General features: G+C 53.6%; 21 protein-coding genes. 2 read left to right on the top strand and 19 right to left on the bottom strand.

The window, feature by feature from the left end; genetic code table 11:
* Window positions 1–36 precede the first annotated feature (36 nt).
* Window positions 37–3276 (top strand): efflux RND transporter permease subunit, encoded by a 3240-nt coding sequence (locus FNT36_RS09695; RefSeq protein ID WP_144846887.1) that lies wholly within the window; start codon window positions 37–39, stop codon window positions 3274–3276.
* A gap of 49 nt (window positions 3277–3325) precedes the next feature.
* Window positions 3326–4438: an efflux RND transporter periplasmic adaptor subunit gene (locus FNT36_RS09690; protein WP_144846884.1), complete on the top strand. Its 1113-nt coding sequence runs from the start codon at window positions 3326–3328 to the stop codon at window positions 4436–4438.
* A 535-nt stretch (window positions 4439–4973) separates the two neighbouring features.
* Here the strand turns inward: FNT36_RS09690 and rpsN are convergent.
* The 19 genes from rpsN to FNT36_RS09595 form a co-directional block, all read right to left on the bottom strand.
* Window positions 4974–5243, bottom strand: coding sequence for a 30S ribosomal protein S14 (rpsN, locus tag FNT36_RS09685; protein WP_144846881.1), 270 nt, complete (start codon window positions 5241–5243; stop codon window positions 4974–4976).
* Window positions 5243–5800: a 50S ribosomal protein L5 gene (gene rplE, locus FNT36_RS09680; protein WP_144846878.1), complete on the bottom strand. Its 558-nt coding sequence runs from the start codon at window positions 5798–5800 to the stop codon at window positions 5243–5245. The genes rpsN and rplE overlap by 1 nt, the downstream gene beginning before the upstream one ends.
* Before the next feature lie 12 nt (window positions 5801–5812).
* Complete coding sequence (rplX, locus tag FNT36_RS09675) at window positions 5813–6076, bottom strand: 50S ribosomal protein L24 (protein WP_144846875.1); 264 nt, start codon at window positions 6074–6076, stop codon at window positions 5813–5815.
* A 3-nt stretch (window positions 6077–6079) separates the two neighbouring features.
* A complete protein-coding gene (gene rplN / locus FNT36_RS09670) occupies window positions 6080–6448 on the bottom strand; it encodes a 50S ribosomal protein L14 (RefSeq protein ID WP_068340463.1) in 369 nt (122 codons plus the stop codon).
* 9 nt (window positions 6449–6457) lie between these two features.
* A complete protein-coding gene (gene rpsQ / locus FNT36_RS09665) occupies window positions 6458–6757 on the bottom strand; it encodes a 30S ribosomal protein S17 (protein WP_144846872.1) in 300 nt (99 codons plus the stop codon).
* A 2-nt stretch (window positions 6758–6759) separates the two neighbouring features.
* Window positions 6760–6969 (bottom strand): 50S ribosomal protein L29, encoded by a 210-nt coding sequence (gene rpmC, locus FNT36_RS09660; RefSeq protein WP_144846869.1) that lies wholly within the window; start codon window positions 6967–6969, stop codon window positions 6760–6762.
* A 4-nt stretch (window positions 6970–6973) separates the two neighbouring features.
* Window positions 6974–7402, bottom strand: coding sequence for a 50S ribosomal protein L16 (gene rplP / locus FNT36_RS09655; protein ID WP_144846865.1), 429 nt, complete (start codon window positions 7400–7402; stop codon window positions 6974–6976).
* A gap of 94 nt (window positions 7403–7496) precedes the next feature.
* Entirely contained in the window at window positions 7497–8381 is an 885-nt protein-coding gene (rpsC, locus tag FNT36_RS09650; RefSeq protein WP_144846862.1) for a 30S ribosomal protein S3, read from the bottom strand.
* A 6-nt stretch (window positions 8382–8387) separates the two neighbouring features.
* Entirely contained in the window at window positions 8388–8825 is a 438-nt protein-coding gene (rplV, locus tag FNT36_RS09645; RefSeq protein ID WP_144846859.1) for a 50S ribosomal protein L22, read from the bottom strand.
* Between the two features lies 1 nt (window position 8826).
* The gene (gene rpsS, locus FNT36_RS09640; protein WP_068340444.1) at window positions 8827–9105 is read right to left on the bottom strand and encodes a 30S ribosomal protein S19; all 279 of its coding nucleotides are present in this window, start codon (window positions 9103–9105) and stop codon (window positions 8827–8829) included.
* A 3-nt stretch (window positions 9106–9108) separates the two neighbouring features.
* On the bottom strand, window positions 9109–9936 hold the full coding sequence (gene rplB, locus FNT36_RS09635; protein ID WP_144846856.1) for a 50S ribosomal protein L2: 828 nt from the start codon (window positions 9934–9936) through the stop codon (window positions 9109–9111).
* A gap of 33 nt (window positions 9937–9969) precedes the next feature.
* Window positions 9970–10257, bottom strand: a complete 288-nt coding sequence (gene rplW / locus FNT36_RS09630) for a 50S ribosomal protein L23 (protein ID WP_144846853.1) — start codon at window positions 10255–10257, stop codon at window positions 9970–9972.
* Window positions 10257–10904, bottom strand: coding sequence for a 50S ribosomal protein L4 (gene rplD, locus FNT36_RS09625; RefSeq protein WP_144846850.1), 648 nt, complete (start codon window positions 10902–10904; stop codon window positions 10257–10259). Before rplD ends, rplW begins: the two co-directional genes overlap by 1 nt.
* A 19-nt stretch (window positions 10905–10923) precedes the next feature.
* On the bottom strand, window positions 10924–11544 hold the full coding sequence (gene rplC / locus FNT36_RS09620) for a 50S ribosomal protein L3 (protein ID WP_144846847.1): 621 nt from the start codon (window positions 11542–11544) through the stop codon (window positions 10924–10926).
* A gap of 227 nt (window positions 11545–11771) precedes the next feature.
* The gene (gene rpsJ, locus FNT36_RS09615) at window positions 11772–12077 is read right to left on the bottom strand and encodes a 30S ribosomal protein S10 (protein WP_144846844.1); all 306 of its coding nucleotides are present in this window, start codon (window positions 12075–12077) and stop codon (window positions 11772–11774) included.
* 46 nt (window positions 12078–12123) lie between these two features.
* Window positions 12124–14265 (bottom strand): elongation factor G, encoded by a 2142-nt coding sequence (gene fusA / locus FNT36_RS09610; RefSeq protein WP_144846840.1) that lies wholly within the window; start codon window positions 14263–14265, stop codon window positions 12124–12126.
* Between the two features lie 110 nt (window positions 14266–14375).
* Complete coding sequence (gene rpsG, locus FNT36_RS09605; RefSeq protein WP_144846837.1) at window positions 14376–14843, bottom strand: 30S ribosomal protein S7; 468 nt, start codon at window positions 14841–14843, stop codon at window positions 14376–14378.
* 99 nt (window positions 14844–14942) lie between these two features.
* On the bottom strand, window positions 14943–15371 hold the full coding sequence (gene rpsL / locus FNT36_RS09600) for a 30S ribosomal protein S12 (protein WP_144846834.1): 429 nt from the start codon (window positions 15369–15371) through the stop codon (window positions 14943–14945).
* Window positions 15372–15503: 132 nt separating this feature from the next.
* On the bottom strand, window positions 15504–15830 hold the full coding sequence (locus FNT36_RS09595; protein WP_144846832.1) for a DUF3467 domain-containing protein: 327 nt from the start codon (window positions 15828–15830) through the stop codon (window positions 15504–15506).
* Between the last annotated feature and the right edge of the window lie 214 nt (window positions 15831–16044).

Genomic DNA, 16044 nt, shown 5'->3' with positions numbered 1-16044 from the left:
AAGCCAAATTCTTTATTAGAAACTATTCCATATACCATGCTAAAAGCCGCTCTTGCCAAACCCATTGCCGTGTTGGTGGCCCTGGTGGGCATCCTCGTGTTTGCGGGGCTGGCCCTAGGGCGCATTCCAGTCGATATTTTCCCGCGGCTGAATCTACCCACCATCTACATTGCGCAGCCTTACGGTGGCATGACGCCAGCCCAGATGGAAGGCTTTATTGCCACGCGCTACCAAAACCAGATGCTCTATGTTTCGGGCATCAAGAACGTGGAGGTGAAGAACATCCAGGGGCTTTGCCTGGTAAAATGCGTGTTTTACGAAGACACCAACATGGCCCAAGCGGCGGGGGAAGTGGCCTCGCAGGTAAGCCGGGTGCTCAATTATTTCCCGCCTGGCACGGTGCCACCCATTGTGGTGCGCTTCGATGCTTCGTCGCTGCCAGTGGGGCAACTGGTATTTAGTAGCCCCACGGCTACCCTAGGGCAAATGCAGGACCTAGCCTCGACACGAGTGCGCCCTCTGTTTTCGCAGATTCCAGGAGCATCAGCACCATCACCGTTTGGCGGTAACGAGCGCACAGTGGTAGTGCGCGTAGACCCCGAGCGCATGAAAAGCTACCAGCTTACGCCCGATGAAATCGTGGCAGCTATTGTGCGCAATAACCAAGTATCGCCGGCCGGGGCGGTGAGTATGGGCGACTACACGGTACTCACGCCCAGCAACGCCACTATCAACCGCATTCCCGATTTCTTGAACATTCCGCTGCGCCAGGGTGTGGGGCCGACAGTATTTGTGCGCGATGTAGCCCGCGTGGAAGACGCCACCGATACACCAGTGGGCTATGCCCTTATCAACGGCAAGCGTTCGGTATACATCCCAGTTACAAAATCGGCCGACGCCTCTACCATGAGCGTGGTGAAGGCTCTACGGGCCAAGTTGCCTGAGATGCAAGCCCTATTGCCCGATAATATCCATCTGAGCTATGAGTTTGACCAATCGGTGTACGTGACGCAGGCTGTGCATAGCTTGGCCTTCGAGGGTGGCCTAGGGGCACTACTCACGGGCTTGGTAGTACTGCTTTTCCTGCGCGATTTGCGCTCATCGCTCATCGTTATTCTTACTATTCCGGCGTCCATTCTGGCGGCCATTCTGCTGTTGCAGCTTACCGGACAGACCATCAATTTGATGACACTGTCGGGACTGTCGCTGGCCATCGGCATTCTGGTGGACCAGGCCACAGTAGTAATTGAGAACATTCACCAACACCTGGAGCTGGGCAAAACCAAGGCCCGCGCCATTTTGGATGCCAGTCAGGAGGTATCATTTCCGCTGCTGCTCATCACGCTTAGTATTCTGGCGGTGTTTGCGCCTTCATTTCTAATGACGGGGGTACCTAGGGGCATGTTTATACCACTGTCCTTGTCGGTAGGCTTCTCGATTATCGTCTCGTACTTACTCTCACAGAGCTTCGTGCCGGTGCTGGCCAATTGGTGGCTGAAAGACGAACCGCACCACGTCGCACCTAGGTCCGAAACCGACGACCTCAACGATACTGAGCCCGCTCCTACCCCCGACGAAAAAGCCACCGGCTTCGAGCGCGTAAAATTGGGTTACCTCCGCCTGCTTGACCACTTGTTAGCCCACCGTGCACTCGTGCTCGCGGCTTACGGCGTGGTGTGCGCGGTCCTGATTGGTGGCTGCTTCTACCTCATTGGGCAGGATATGATGCCCAAAATCACGCACGGGCGGCAGTTTCAATTGCGCATCATCGCGCCGCAGGGCCTACGCATCGAGCGCACTGAGGCTCGCACCAAGCAGGTCATCAACATCATCGGGCAGTTAGTAGGACCTAAAAATGTAGCCATTACCTCGGCCTTCGTGGGTATGACGCCCAGCAGCTACGGCACCAGTGCGTTGTACGTATTCAACGCTGGCCCACACGAGGCCGATTTGCAAGTCAATCTCGCCGAAGACTACGAAGTCAAAAACCTCGACGCCCTCAAAGACCAGATTCGCCAAACCGTAGCCAAGCGGGTGCCCGACGTGCAAATCAGCTTTGAGCCAATTGAGCTTACTGATAAAATAATGAGCCAGGGCGCTCAGACTCCCATCGAAGTACTAGTGGGTGGCAAAGACCTAACCGAAGGTCAGGCTTACGCTGACCGGCTAGCCGACCGCCTGCGCAAGATTCCGTACTTGCGCGACGTGCGCCTTAACCAGCCGTTGCGCTACCCCACCGTGCAAGTGGAAGTAGACCGCGAGCGCGCCGCCCAGTTTGGCCTCACGCCCGACCAGATTTCGCGCTCATTGGTGGCAGCTACATCGAGCAGCCGTTTCACAGCTAAAAACCTGTGGCTCGACCAAAGCAAAGGCTTTTCCTACCAAGTGCAGGTGCAGCTTTCAGCCCGCGACATGACCTCCAAGGCTGACATGCTGAGCGTGCCTATGATACCGGGCCAGTTGCGCCCTACCCTCGGCGACGTAGCCACGCTGCGCTCCACTACTATCCCTGGCGAGTACGACCGCATCGGGCCGCGCCGCATCATCACGGTGTCGGCCAACATTGCGGGGCAAGACCTAGGTACTGCTACTCAAGCCGTGCAGCAGGCTATCAAAGAAGCGGGCACGCCGCCTAAAGGCTCGTCAGTTGAACTGCGCGGCTTGGCCCAGCTGCTGCAAGAAACCCTAGGTAGCCTACAAACCGGCCTAGGGTTGGCCGTGGTGGTCATTTTCCTGCTGCTTGCGGCCAACTATCAGTCATTCAAAGTAGCCGGCGTAGTACTCGTAACGGTACCCGCCGTGCTAGCAGGTTCGCTGGCCCTACTGTTAGCCACCGGCCAGACACTTAATCTACAATCGTACATGGGCCTCATCATGTCGGTGGGCGTGTCGGTGGCCAATGCGGTACTGGTCGTCACCAATGCCGAAACCCTACGCCTGCGCTACCGCGATGCCGTAGCCGCCGCCCGCACAGCCGGCGCGGCCCGCCTGCGCCCCATCCTCATGACCAGCATTGCCATGATTGCCGGCATGCTCCCGATGGCCTCGGGCCTGGGTGAAAGCGGCGAGCAAACTGCCCCCCTAGGGCGCGCCGTTATCGGCGGCCTTCTAGCCTCTACGGTGGCAGCGCTCTTCATCCTGCCCATCGCATTTGCCGCGGTGCAGCGCAAAACAGGCTTTGATTCGGTTTCACTCGACCCCGACGACCAGCACAGCCCCGTGTATGATGGCCAGTCTGCTCTGGCCAAAGAGCCCGAGCTAGTAACGGCGCACTAACCTAGGCGCTGCTCCCATCTTTTTTATTCACTTCTCTGCTATTTGCTTTATGCGTGCTCGTTCTTTTTTGTACCCAATTATCGGCGCGGCTGGGCTCCTAGCCGGCTGTTCGTCGGCCAGCTCTTCCGATACTGCTTCTGATAAGCCCGAAAGCGAAGTGCCCGCTAACTCACAGCTCGATGCTGTGTATGTTACAGCCACCCAGCCTGCTCAGTCGCTAAGCTTGCCGGGCGAGTTAGAAAGCTACTTTCAAACCGATATCTCGCCCCGCGTGAGTGCTTATGTGCTGCGTCTGCACGCTGACATCGGCGACCATGTGCGCCAAGGGCAGGTACTAGCCGACCTAGATGCCCCTGAGCTAACCGCTGCCCTCAACGAAGCCGCCTCTAAGCAGAAAGCGGCCGAGGCTGTGTTGCAGTCCAGCCGCGGCACCTATCACCGCCTCCGCCAAACTGCCCGCACCGCCGGGGCTATTGCACCACTCCAACTAGCTCAGGCCCGCACGCAGGTCATCACCGACAGCCTGAACGTGGCTGCCGCGCAGTCGCACTACAATGCGGCCAAGCAAATGACCAATTACCTGCACCTCACCGCACCCTTCGCCGGTGTCATCACCGAGCGTAATTTGTCGCCAGGCGCGGCTGTAGGCACGGGTGGCCCCGGCTCTCTACCGCTATTCAAGCTGCGCCAGCTTAGCCGACTGCGCCTACGCGTGGCCGTGCCCGAAGCCTACGTAGCCGAGGTGCACCAAGGTAGCCCAGTCGAGTTTTCGGTAAAGCCTTTTCCTGGCCGCATTTTCGTGGGCCGCATCACGCGCATTGCGGGCAGTGTGCAGGCTGCCACTCGCTCCGAGCAGATAGAGATTGATATTCCCAATGCTAAGGAAGACTTGAAGCCTGGTATGTTCGCCTCAGCCAGCTTGCCTATCACCCGCCCCCAAAGCAGCATCTTCGTGCCTAAGTCGTCCATTGTCACTACGGCCGAGCGCACTTACGTCATTCGCATAGCGCAGGGCCATGCCAGCTTAGTTGACATCCAGCAAGGTGATGAAAATAATGGCCAAGTGCAAGTGTTTGGCAAGCTTAAGGCTGGAGACGTGGTACTGCATACTGGCACCGAAGACGTAGCCGAGCAACAGGCAGTACAAGTAGCAGTGAAGTAAAGGCTTGAGCTTTTCACACCAATTACCAGTGTATTTATTACTATGTCTGTCGTGGAATAAGCCGACTATGCTCTAGCACTAGCGTGTCGTTTACTATCAATCTATCCTGCTCTGATAGATACACTAGGCGAAATGAGTATTGCGTTGTACACCCCTGCCTTCCTAGTAGTTTATCACGGTCTTTAGACAGACAAGCAGAATAACTGCGCCAGCGACCTTATAAATCGTCATAAGCAAACAGGCCACCATCACTAAGCGGATAAATTATCAGATTAGGGTTCGAGCCTTTTGACTCAAACCCTAATCTGCCATTCTCCGACAAGCCTTCATTGAAGGTTAGCTGGCTTTTTGTGATTACAAGACACACAATAAATAATCAATAGCAGCAATAGAGTTTTAATCCTACATTCCACACTAAGTTGAGTTTATTCAAATGACAAGACAAAACCTAGATGATTAAGTAGGCCTATTTGCACACGAAAAAGCCCAATGTAATTTGATTACATTGGGCTTTTAAATTATAGCAGTTGGTAGGCTACCAGCTCGACTTCGTCACACCGGGAATCTTACCAGCCAGTGCCATTTCGCGGAAACGAACGCGGCTGATGCCAAACTTGCGCATATAGCCACGGGGGCGGCCGTCAATCATGTCGCGGTTGTGCAGGCGCACGGGCGACGCGTTGCGGGGCAGCTTGTCAAGGCCAGCGTAGTCACCGGCAGCTTTCAGTGCCTTGCGCTTCTCAGCGTAGCGGGCTACCAGGGCAACGCGCTTGCGAGCCCGGGCTTTGATGGATTCTTTAGCCATTATTGAGCGTCCTTTTTAGCGTTAGCGAAGGGCATCCCGAAGGCGCGGAGCAGCTCGTAGCTCTGCTCGTCGTTTTCGGCGGTAGTCACGAAAGTGATATCCATACCGGAGATGCCTTTGATTTTGTCAATCGAAATCTCAGGGAAGATAATCTGCTCTTTCACACCTAGGGTGTAATTACCCCGGCCGTCGAAGCCTTTATCGTTGATGCCTTTGAAGTCACGTACGCGGGGCAGGGCTACCGTCAGCAGACGGTCCATGAACTCGTACATGCGCTCACCACGCAGCGTTACGCGTGCGCCAATCGGCATACCCTCACGGAGCTTGAAGTTCGACACCGAACGCTTAGCGATGGTGGGAACGGCTTTCTGACCAGTGATGGTCGTTAGCTCTTCAACCCCGTTGTCCACCAGTTTCTTGTCAGCAACAGCGGCACCGATGCCACGGTTGATGCAGATTTTGGTGATGCGTGGTACCTGCATTACGCTCTTATACTGGAATTTCTCCTGAAGCGCTGGTACTACTTCTTTCTCGTATTTATCTTTCAGTCGGGCCATTGTCGTAGCGGATTAAGCGTTGGCCGAATCAACCTTCTTCACATTGGAAACGTGAATCGGGGCTTCGATTTTAGTGATGCCGCCCTGGGGGTTTTTCGCGCTAGGCTTGTTGTGCTTAGTCACCAGGTTAAGGCCTTCCACGATGACGCGCTGGGTAGAGCGGTTCACCGACTTAATAACGCCACGCTTGCCCTTCTCGTCGCCGGCAATTACGAGTACGTTGTCGCCCGTTTTCACGTGCAGCTGAACGGGGGCTGCTTTCTGTTTCGTCGCCATAGCTTAGATTACTTCGGGGGCTAGCGATACGATTTTCATAAACTGCTTCTCGCGCAGCTCACGAGCCACTGGCCCGAAAATGCGCGTGCCGCGGGGCTCGTCGTTGTTGTTGAGCAGTACAGCAGCGTTGTCATCGAAGCGGATATAAGAACCGTCTTTACGACGGATTTCTTTCTTTACACGTACGATAACGGCTTTGCTAACCGTACCCTTCTTGGCGTTACCCGAGGGGATAGCCGATTTGATAGCTACCACGATTTTATCGCCAACTGTAGCATATTTCTTGCCCGTGCCACCCAGTACGCGGATGCAGAGCACTTCCTTGGCGCCGCTGTTGTCGGCTACCGTGAGGCGGGATTCTTGCTGTATCATCGTTCAGGATTACTTAGCACGTTCAACAATTTCAACCAAGCGCCAGCGCTTAGTCTTGCTCAGGGGGCGGGTGCTCATGATGCGCACCAGGTCACCTTCACCACACTCGTTTTTCTCGTCGTGGGCGTGGAACTTGGTGGTTTTGCTCACGAACTTGCCGTAAATCGGGTGCTGGTGCTTAGCAACTACTGCAACCGTGATGGATTTGTCCATCTTATTGCTAGTCACCTTGCCAATGATTTCTTTCCGCATGTTGCGGTCAGAACCAGCTTCGTGCGCAGGCAGCAGGTTTTCTTGAGTCGGTTCCATGATTAGGCTTTAGTAGAAGCCTGCTCATTGTTCCGACGCGAAAGCTCCGTTTGCAGGCGAGCAACGGTTTTGCGGTTGACCTTCAGACGGCCAGGATTTTCGAGCGGGCTGATAGCGTGCGCAAAGCGCAGCTGCTGGCCATTGGTTTGCTCGGTTTTAATCTGATTGCGCAGGTCCTCGATGGACAGGGCGCGGATTTCTTCGTTTTTCATCGAATTAAGCAGCGGCTTCTACGTAGTCGCGACGAACTACAAATGAGGTACGAACCGGCAGCTTCTGAGCAGCCAAACGCAGCGACTCTTTAGCAACTTCGAGGCTCACGCCATCCGATTCAAACATGATTTGGCCGGGCTTCACGCAGGCCACCCAATATTCGGGAGAACCTTTACCCTTACCCATCCGCACTTCAGCAGGCTTCTTGGTAATTGGCTTGTCGGGGAAAATGCGAATCCATACTTGCCCTTCGCGTTTCATGGCACGGGTCATGGCAATACGAGCAGCCTCAATCTGGCGAGCCGTAATCCAAGAGATTTCCAGTGACTTAAGCGCGAACGAACCGAAGTCTATGGAGCTGCCGCGATAGGCTAGGCCTGTTACGCGACCCTTTTGCATCTTGCGATACTTGGTCCTTTTCGGTTGTAACATCTTGAGTAAAAAAAGAAAACTTGAAAAATTATTAGCGTTAAACCGTACCCTGAAAAGAATAATTCAGGATACGGTCTAGACTGTCAACTAAAGTTTAGCGACGGGGGCCGCCACCTTGGCCGCCACGGTTAGCGCCGCCACCTTGGCCACCGCGGTTGCCACCGCCTTGACCACCACGGTTAGCACCGCCACCTTGGCCATCACGACGCGGGCCACGGTCACCACCACGGTCGCCATCGCGACGCGGGCCACGGTCACCACCACGGTCGTTGCGTGGGCCACGGTCGTTACGACCGCCGCGCTCGTCGCCGCCTTGGCCACCAGCAGGAGCTTGGTTAGGCGACAAGTCAGGCTTGCCGAACACTTCACCACGCATTACCCACACTTTGATGCCGATTTTGCCGTACACCGTTTGGGCTTCCGACAGGGCATAGTCGATGTCAGCGCGCAACGTGTGCAGCGGAGTACGACCTTCTTTATATTGCTCCGAGCGAGCGATTTCAGCACCACCTAGGCGGCCACCGCACTGAATCTTGATGCCTTCAGCACCAGCGCGAAGCGCGGCCTGAATCGACATTTTCATCGCACGACGGAAAGAGATACGAGCAGCCAGTTGCTGAGCGATGCTCTCACCTACTAGGCGGGCATCCAGTTCAGGACGCTTAATCTCGAAGATGTTGATTTGAACGTCCTTCTTGGTAATTTCCTTGAGTTCGTCCTTAATCTTATCAACCTCTTGACCGCCCTTACCAATTACCACACCCGGACGAGCCGTATTGATAGTGATGGTAATGCGCTTCAGAGTACGCTCGATAACAATGCGCGAGATACCACCCTTTTGGATACGGGCATTGATATACTTGCGGATTTTCTCGTCCTCAACTAGTTTATCGGCGAAGTCTTTGCCGCCGTACCAGTTGGAGTCCCAGCCTTTGATAACGCCGAGTCGAAAGCCAACCGGATTTACTTTTTGTCCCATGGTAGATTAGGCGTTAGCGGGGGTTTCGGTTGAAGTTGCCGCGTCAATAGTAGAGATAGCGCGGTTCAGCGCATTCAGCTCTTTCTTCGACATCTGCGACTCACGCTGCGGACCAACCGTCAGCGTAATATGGTTCGAACGCTTACGGATGCGGTGACCACGGCCCTGGGGGGCGGGGCGCAAGCGCTTTAACTGACGTCCTTCATCTACCGAGATTTCGGTTACGTAAAGGTTAGCGTCTTCAATGCGCTCATCAGCGTTCTTCTGCTGCCAGTTGGCCAGAGCCGACAAGAGCAGTTTCTCAACGCGCTCAGCACCCGAGTTAGCCTCAAAGCGGAGCAGGCCGAGGGCCTGGGTTACGCGCTTGCCGCGTACCAGATTGGCTACCAGGCGCATTTTGCGCGGCGAGGTAGGCACGTTACGGAGTTTGGCTACTGCTTCCATCTTAACGCTTGCCTTTATCTTTTTTGGCGACGTGGCCGCGGAAGTTGCGCGTGGGCGCAAACTCGCCGAGCTTGTGGCCGACCATGTTTTCAGTTACATAGACCGGGATGAACTTATTCCCGTTGTGGACTGCGAAGGTGTGGCCTACGAAGTCGGGCGAAATCATCGAGCGGCGCGACCAAGTCTTTACCACTGACTTCTTGCCAGCGCTTTCTAGCGCTTCTACCTTTTTCTCGAGCCGGAAGTCAATGTACGGCCCTTTTTTGAGTGAACGTGCCATATATTACTTCTTGCCTTTGCGGCTGACAATCAGGTTTTCTGAGTACTTATTCTTGTTGCGGGTCTTCTGGCCCTTAGCGAAGATGCCGTTACGGCTACGTGGGTGACCACCCGACGATTTACCTTCACCACCACCCATTGGGTGGTCAACAGGGTTCATAGCTACACCACGAACGCGGGGACGACGACCAGCCCAACGGTTGCGACCGGCTTTGCCCATCACAACATTCATGTGGTCACCGTTAGATACTGTACCAACCGTGGCGGTGCAGGTAACAAGTACCATGCGCATCTCGCCGGAAGGCAGCTTGAGAGTAGCATAACGCTCCTCACGGGCTACAAGCTGAGCATAAGTGCCAGCCGAGCGAGCGATAGCGGCACCCTGACCGGGCTGCAACTCGATGTTGTGAACGATAGTACCTAGGGGCATTTCGCGGAGCGGCAAAGCATTGCCAACTTCAGGAGCTACACCGGGGCCCGATACGATAATAGTATCTACATTCAGGCCAGCGGGGGCGATGATGTAGCGCTTCTCGCCATCGGCGTAGTGCAGCAAAGCAATACGAGCGGTACGGTTAGGGTCGTACTCGATGGTTTTCACCGTAGCAGGAACACCGTTCTTGTCACGCTTGAAGTCAACGATACGATACTGGGTCTTGTGTCCACCGCCGATGTAGCGGTTCGACATTTTACCCGAAGAGTTACGACCGCCGCTCTTTTTGAGCGAGGTCAGCAACGACTTCTCCGGCGTCGACGAGGTAAGCTCGTCGAAGGCCGGGGCCACGCGGAAGCGTTGGCCTGGCGTGGTTGGTCTGAGTTTTTTAAGTGCCATTACTAGCTAGTTGGGCTTTTGCGGCGAAGGCAATTAGAGATTGCCGTAGAAATCAATGATGTCACCATCTTTCAGGGTCACAACGGCTTTTTTACCGTGCGAGCGACGACCCGAAACTTGGCCACCTTTGGTGAACTTCGACTTTACTTTGCCAATCGTGCGCATCGTGTTAATGCCTAGCACGGTCACACCGTAAAGTTGCTCGATGTCCTTCTTAATCTGCACCTTATTAGCCGTGCGTTCTACTTCGAACACGTAACGGCCTTTTTCAGTGAGGCTAGTAGCCTTCTCGGTGATAATGGGGCGTTTCAGCGTGCTCATTATTCGGCGGAGTTATTAGCGGTGTACAATTGCTCCAGCGAACGCAGACCATCCTCGCTTAGCAGCAGGGTGTCAGTGTTCAGCAAATCGTGGGTGTTAAGGGCTACAGGGGTAGCGATTTTCACCTTCTGCACGTTACGAGCGCTCAGCAACAAGTTCTTGTCAGCCTCAGCAGCTACATACAAGGTCTTACGGCCATTGTTGAGCTTCAAACCGTCGAGGATAGCAACAAACTCTTTGGTCTTAGGAGCACTCAGCGTGAGATTTTCAACCAAGGCTACTTTGCCTTCACGAGCCAGCACCGATAGAGCCGACAGACGAGCAACACGCTTGGTTTTCTTATTCAGTTTGAAGCTATAATCGCGGGGCTGTGGGCCGAACATACGGCCACCACCTACGAATACACCTGATTTCATTGAGCCAGCACGGGCACCACCGGTGCCTTTCTGCTTCTTCAATTTCTTAGTGGTGCGAGCCACTTCGGCACGCTGCTTCGATTTGTGCGTACCCTGGCGCTGGTTGGCCAGGTACTGCTTCACGTCGAGGTACATGACGTGCTCGTTCGGCTCATGGCCGAACACGGCGTCGGACAGCGTAACCTTGCGGCCGGTGTCTTCGCCTTTGCTATTGAATACGGACAGTTCCATCTCTAGTAAGCTTAGCAGGTTATTTCTCTAGAACCACGTAGCCATTCTTGGCACCGGGCACTGAGCCACTTACCAGAATCAGGTTCTTGTCAGCTACAATACGCATCACCTTCAGGTTCTGAATCTTGACGCGGTCGGTGCCCATGCGGCCACCCATGCGCATTCCTTTGAATACGCGCGAAGGCCACGAGCAAGCACCGATAGAACCGGGGTGACGCAGACGGTTGTGCTGACCGTGGGTTTGACCACCCACACCTTGGAAGTTGTAGCGCTTTACAACACCCTGAAAGCCTTTACCTTTTGAGGTGCCAACTACGTCAACAAACTCACCTTCTTCGAACAGCGAGGTTTCAACCGTGCTGCCGAGAGTAAAGGTGGCGATGTCTTCCGTACGGAACTCTACCAAACGCTTCTTGGGGGTGGTGCCGGCTTTGGCGAAGTGGCCAGCCAGTGCCTTAGTGGTATTCTTCGCTTTCTTCTCGCCATAGGCGATTTGAACAGCGTTGTAACCGTCGTTCTCGACAGTCTTAACCTGCGTCACTACGCACGGACCCGCTTCGATAAGCGTGCAAGGAATGTTCTTCCCGTCCGGAGTGAAGAGGCTTGTCATACCGATTTTTTTACCGATGATGCCAGGCATTCTGTGTGGATATTAAATGACACAAAAAGAAAAGGCCCGAGTGGCCTTTTCGCTAAGGGAGTGCAAAGGTAGGGGTTTTTTCTGAGAAAAACCAGAGTAGTTGGTAAATAAATTTAGCAGTGAGGCATTTAGCTCTCGTTCCCGCTCCTAGATGGGTCTAGCAAGCTGCTAATACAAAAAGCCCCGCCGGTTATAGACCGACGGGGCTTTCATATTAAGCGCTAAGCTCAGACTTTGATTTCAACGTCTACACCGCTGGGCAGTTCCAGTTTCATCAACGCATCTACTGTCTTGCTGCTGGTCGAGAAAATGTCAACCAGACGCTTATAGGTGCAGAGTTGGAATTGCTCCCGGCTCTTCTTGTTCACGTGGGGCGAGCGCAGCACCGTGTACTTCTCTTTTTCCGTGGGCAACGGAATAGGGCCGCTTACGATGGCACCAGTAGCTTTTACTGCCTTCACGATTTTTTCGGAAGACTTGTCGACCAGGTTGTGGTCGTAGCTTTTCAGCTTGATTCTGATTTTTTGGTTCATGGTTGGTTAGGGCCGATTGCCCTAGGGTTGACAAGCTGAATTAATATTAGGCGCGAGTGCCTTTAGTCTTAGCAACGATGGCATCAGCCATGTTGGTGGGCACCTGCTCGTAGTGTGAGAAGGTGAGCGAAGCCGAGGCACGGCCCGAAGACAGCGTGCGCAGGTCGGTTACGTAGCCGAACAGTTCCGACAGCGGAACGTCAGCTTTGATAACCTGAGCACCACCTTTGGTGTCCATGCCTTTCATAAGACCACGACGACGGTTCAAATCACCGGTTACTGGACCCGTGTATTCGTCGGGGCAAACTACTTCAACAGCCATGATGGGCTCAAGCAGTTTCGGACCAGCCTTGCGAGCAGCTTCGCGGAAGCCGTCACGAGCAGCGAGTTCGAATGACAGGGCGTCCGAGTCAACGTCGTGGTACGAACCGTGGAACAGGCGCACCTTCATCGTTTCGATGGGGAAGCCAGCCAGCGGTCCACGCTTCATAGCTTCTTCAAAACCCTTCTGGATGGGCTGAATGAATTCGCGAGGGATAACACCACCAACGATAGCGTTATCAAACTCCAAACCGGGTTTCTCCGGCTCAGCCTCTTTCGGACCAAGTTCAAACACGATGTCGCCGAATTTACCACGGCCACCGGTTTGCTTCTTGTAGGTTTCGCGGTGCTCAACCTTCTTAGTAAGGATTTCTTTGTAGGCAACCTGGGGAGCACCCTGATTGATTTCTACTTTGAATTCCCGACGCATACGGTCGATGATAATTTCAAGGTGCAATTCACCCATACCACGCAGAATGGTCTGGCCGGTTTCCTCATCGGTGTTAACACGCAAGGTGGGGTCTTCCTCGATGAGCTTGGCAATAGCCATACCCATCTTGTCCACGTCAGCTTGCGTCTTAGGCTCGATGGCGTAACCGATTACTGGCTCAGGGAAGCTCATCGACTCTAGAACAACGGGGTTCTTTTCGTCGGTCAGCGTGTCACCTGTTTTGATATCTTTGAAGCCAACGCCAGCAGCAATATCACCCGCCTGGATTTTTTCAATCGGGTTTTGCTTGTTGGAGTGCATCTGCATGAGGCGCGAGATACGCTCTTTCTTGCCGGTGCGGTTGTTTAGTACATACGAACCACCGTCGAGCTGGCCGCTATAGCAACGGAAGAAGCACAGACGACCTACATAGGGGTCGGTAGCAATTTTGAACGCTAGGGCGGTGAAAGGCTCCGAGTTGTCGGGGTGACGCTCTACCGGCTCGCCAGTCTCAGGGTTGGTACCCTCGATGGCAGGCATGTCAAGTGGCGAAGGCAGGTACGCCATTACAGCATCCAGCATCGTTTGCACACCTTTATTTTTGAAGGCCGAGCCGCACAGTACGGGCGAGAACTTCATGTCGATAACCGCTTTGCGGATAACGACCATCATTTCTTCGCGGGTAATGCTTTCTGGGTCCTCGAAGAATTTCTCCATCAAGGTATCGTCGTACTCAGCTACGCTCTCAATGAGCTTCTCGCGCCACTCGGCTACAGTATCAACGAGGTCCTCGGGAACGGGAATCTCATCGTACGATTTGCCTTCGGTTTTGTCGTCCCATACGATGGCTTTGCCAGTCAGCAGGTCAACTACACCTTTAAAAGTATCTTCAGCGCCAATCGGGATTTGCAGCGGCACAGGGTTAGCGCCCAGCTTGTCCTTAATTTCATTAACAGCTTTGAAGAAGTCAGCACCAGCACGGTCCATCTTGTTGACGAAGCATATGCGGGGTACGCTGTACTTGTCAGCCTGACGCCATACAGTTTCTGACTGCGGCTCTACGCCTGATACGGCGCAGAAAAGGGCTACGGCACCATCAAGTACACGCAACGAACGCTCTACTTCTACCGTAAAGTCAACGTGACCGGGGGTATCAATGAGGTTAATCTTGTACTGCTTAGTCTCGCCGGTCTGGTTGCCCTTTGCGTCGGTGGGATAGTTCCAGAAGGTAGTGGTAGCAGCCGAGGTGATAGTAATACCACGCTCCTGCTCCTGCTCCATCCAGTCCATCGTGGCGGCACCATCGTGTACCTCCCCGATTTTATGGGTTTTACCCGTGTAGTAGAGAATGCGCTCCGAAGTGGTAGTCTTGCCCGCATCGATGTGGGCCATGATACCAATGTTGCGCAGGTACTGAAGGTCTTTATTGACTGCCATTACGGTAGGTTAAATAGCGCGTTAGCGGATTGTTGAGTTCAGAGAGGAAGACAACCAAAGCTGGCTAAACATTCATTCTAAACTCAACAACCCGCTAAACGCCCGATATATTAGAAACGGAAGTGCGAGAAGGCCTTGTTGGCTTCGGCCATACGGTGGGTGTCGTCCTTCTTCTTAACGGCAGCACCTTCACCTTTGGCAGCAGCGATGATTTCGCCAGCCAGCTTGTCTTTCATGGTTTTCTCACCACGGCGACGAGCATACTGAATCAGCCACTTCGAACCAACAGCAATGCGGCGGTCGGCACGCACTTCAATCGGCACCTGGAACGTAGCACCACCTACGCGGCGGCTCTTTACCTCTACGGTCGGCATCACGTTGTTCAACGCTTTGCGCCACATTTCGAGGCCGTTCTCTTTGGTACGGGTCTCCACTTGCTCTACGGCATCGTAGAAGATAGTGTAGGCCAAGTTCTTCTTCCCGTCATACATCATATAATTGACGAAGCGGGTTACGAGCGTCTCCTTGAACTTGGGGTCCGGCAGGAGGATACGCTTTTTTGGTTTTGACTTGCGCATGGTTTATATAGTTGCCAGTTGTTAGTTGTTAGTTGTCAGCTGCTTTAGCAGGTTTACACAACCTAGGCAGCCGACAACTAACAACTGACAACTAATAAATTACTTCTTCTTACCAGGTGCTGGTTTACCACCTTTGCCAGCCGCGGCAGCTTGGCCCGGCTTCGGACGCTTAGCACCGTACTTTGAGCGGCGCTGGAGACGACCATTAACACCAGCCGTGTCGAGAGCACCACGAATGATGTGGTAACGAACGCCAGGCAGGTCTTTTACCCGGCCTCCACGAATAAGCACGATGCTGTGCTCTTGGAGGTTGTGGCCTTCACCGGGAATGTATGCGTTTACTTCCTTACCGTTAGTAAGGCGCACACGGGCCACTTTGCGCATAGCCGAGTTCGGCTTCTTAGGCGTGGTGGTGTACACACGGGTGCACACGCCCCGACGCTGCGGGCACGAATCAAGGGCGGGTGACTTCGACTTGGTAGTCAAAGCCTCACGGCCTTTCCGTACGAGTTGGTTAATGGTTGGCATTTAGCGATTAGTTGAACGGGAGCCGTTTGCCCCCAGAATTTTCAGGCCTGCAAAGGTAAGAAATTAGTTTGGCAATAGCAAACTTGCTGAAAAAGTTAATCTTCCGTGCGCACAGTTGCTAGCGTACTTCCTCTATGCTTCCCCTACCGCACCACCAAAGTTCATCGGGTAGCTCGGTGTTTCTTGGTGCAGCTTGATAGGACCATAACTCTGCTCGAAACGTTGAATATTTTCTTCTAGTGCCGATAGCAACCGCTTCGCGTGTTCAGGTGTAAGCACGATACGAGCTTTCACTTTGGCCTTAGGCACACCGGGCATCATGCGAATGAAGTCAACCACAAACTCGCTGGTGCTATGAGCAATTAGGGCAAGATTAGCGTATTCGCCTTCGGCAATTTCTTCGCTTAGCTCAATGTTGAGCGCGTTTGGGTCCGGGTTTTGGGGTTGGGATGGTTGCATTTAGTAGAATGGTCTGAATTTACAATGATTACTTATTGAGCGAATTATTATATAGAGAACAGATATAGATATTAGCACAATCATAAGCCAATAAACTAATCATAACAACCAAGTAAAGCCTTTTAACTACGTAGAATATGACACTCCACTAGATAAGTATAGACTTGATACTAGCAATAGATAACTACAACCTCATATTACGGCCGTGCTAACC

Source organism: Hymenobacter setariae (genome assembly GCF_007713685.1).
GTDB classification, from domain to species: Bacteria; Bacteroidota; Bacteroidia; order Cytophagales; family Hymenobacteraceae; genus Hymenobacter; species Hymenobacter setariae.
This window is presented reverse-complemented; position numbering and strand designations above follow the sequence as displayed.

What these genes read in the sequence shown, in the direction of transcription:
- rplC (WP_144846847.1), bottom strand. Translation starts at nt 11,544, where the DNA reads ATGCCTGGCATCATCGGTAAAAAAATCGGTATGACAAGCCTCTTCACT.
- rpmC (WP_144846869.1), bottom strand. Translation starts at nt 6,969, where the DNA reads ATGAAAAACGAAGAAATCCGCGCCCTGTCCATCGAGGACCTGCGCAAT.
- fusA (WP_144846840.1), bottom strand. Translation starts at nt 14,265, where the DNA reads ATGGCAGTCAATAAAGACCTTCAGTACCTGCGCAACATTGGTATCATG.
- rplD (WP_144846850.1), bottom strand. Translation starts at nt 10,904, where the DNA reads ATGGAACTGTCCGTATTCAATAGCAAAGGCGAAGACACCGGCCGCAAG.
- rplN (WP_068340463.1), bottom strand. Translation starts at nt 6,448, where the DNA reads ATGATACAGCAAGAATCCCGCCTCACGGTAGCCGACAACAGCGGCGCC.
- rplP (WP_144846865.1), bottom strand. Translation starts at nt 7,402, where the DNA reads ATGTTACAACCGAAAAGGACCAAGTATCGCAAGATGCAAAAGGGTCGC.
- rpsL (WP_144846834.1), bottom strand. Translation starts at nt 15,371, where the DNA reads ATGCCAACCATTAACCAACTCGTACGGAAAGGCCGTGAGGCTTTGACT.
- rpsJ (WP_144846844.1), bottom strand. Translation starts at nt 12,077, where the DNA reads ATGAACCAAAAAATCAGAATCAAGCTGAAAAGCTACGACCACAACCTG.
- rpsG (WP_144846837.1), bottom strand. Translation starts at nt 14,843, where the DNA reads ATGCGCAAGTCAAAACCAAAAAAGCGTATCCTCCTGCCGGACCCCAAG.
- rplW (WP_144846853.1), bottom strand. Translation starts at nt 10,257, where the DNA reads ATGAGCACGCTGAAACGCCCCATTATCACCGAGAAGGCTACTAGCCTC.
- rplV (WP_144846859.1), bottom strand. Translation starts at nt 8,825, where the DNA reads ATGGAAGCAGTAGCCAAACTCCGTAACGTGCCTACCTCGCCGCGCAAA.
- rpsQ (WP_144846872.1), bottom strand. Translation starts at nt 6,757, where the DNA reads ATGGAACCGACTCAAGAAAACCTGCTGCCTGCGCACGAAGCTGGTTCT.
- FNT36_RS09690 (WP_144846884.1), top strand. Translation starts at nt 3,326, where the DNA reads ATGCGTGCTCGTTCTTTTTTGTACCCAATTATCGGCGCGGCTGGGCTC.
- FNT36_RS09595 (WP_144846832.1), bottom strand. Translation starts at nt 15,830, where the DNA reads ATGCAACCATCCCAACCCCAAAACCCGGACCCAAACGCGCTCAACATT.
- rplB (WP_144846856.1), bottom strand. Translation starts at nt 9,936, where the DNA reads ATGGCACTTAAAAAACTCAGACCAACCACGCCAGGCCAACGCTTCCGC.
- rpsS (WP_068340444.1), bottom strand. Translation starts at nt 9,105, where the DNA reads ATGGCACGTTCACTCAAAAAAGGGCCGTACATTGACTTCCGGCTCGAG.
- rpsN (WP_144846881.1), bottom strand. Translation starts at nt 5,243, where the DNA reads ATGGCTAAAGAATCCATCAAAGCCCGGGCTCGCAAGCGCGTTGCCCTG.
- rplE (WP_144846878.1), bottom strand. Translation starts at nt 5,800, where the DNA reads ATGGCCCGACTGAAAGATAAATACGAGAAAGAAGTAGTACCAGCGCTT.
- rpsC (WP_144846862.1), bottom strand. Translation starts at nt 8,381, where the DNA reads ATGGGACAAAAAGTAAATCCGGTTGGCTTTCGACTCGGCGTTATCAAA.
- FNT36_RS09695 (WP_144846887.1), top strand. Translation starts at nt 37, where the DNA reads ATGCTAAAAGCCGCTCTTGCCAAACCCATTGCCGTGTTGGTGGCCCTG.
- rplX (WP_144846875.1), bottom strand. Translation starts at nt 6,076, where the DNA reads ATGGCGACGAAACAGAAAGCAGCCCCCGTTCAGCTGCACGTGAAAACG.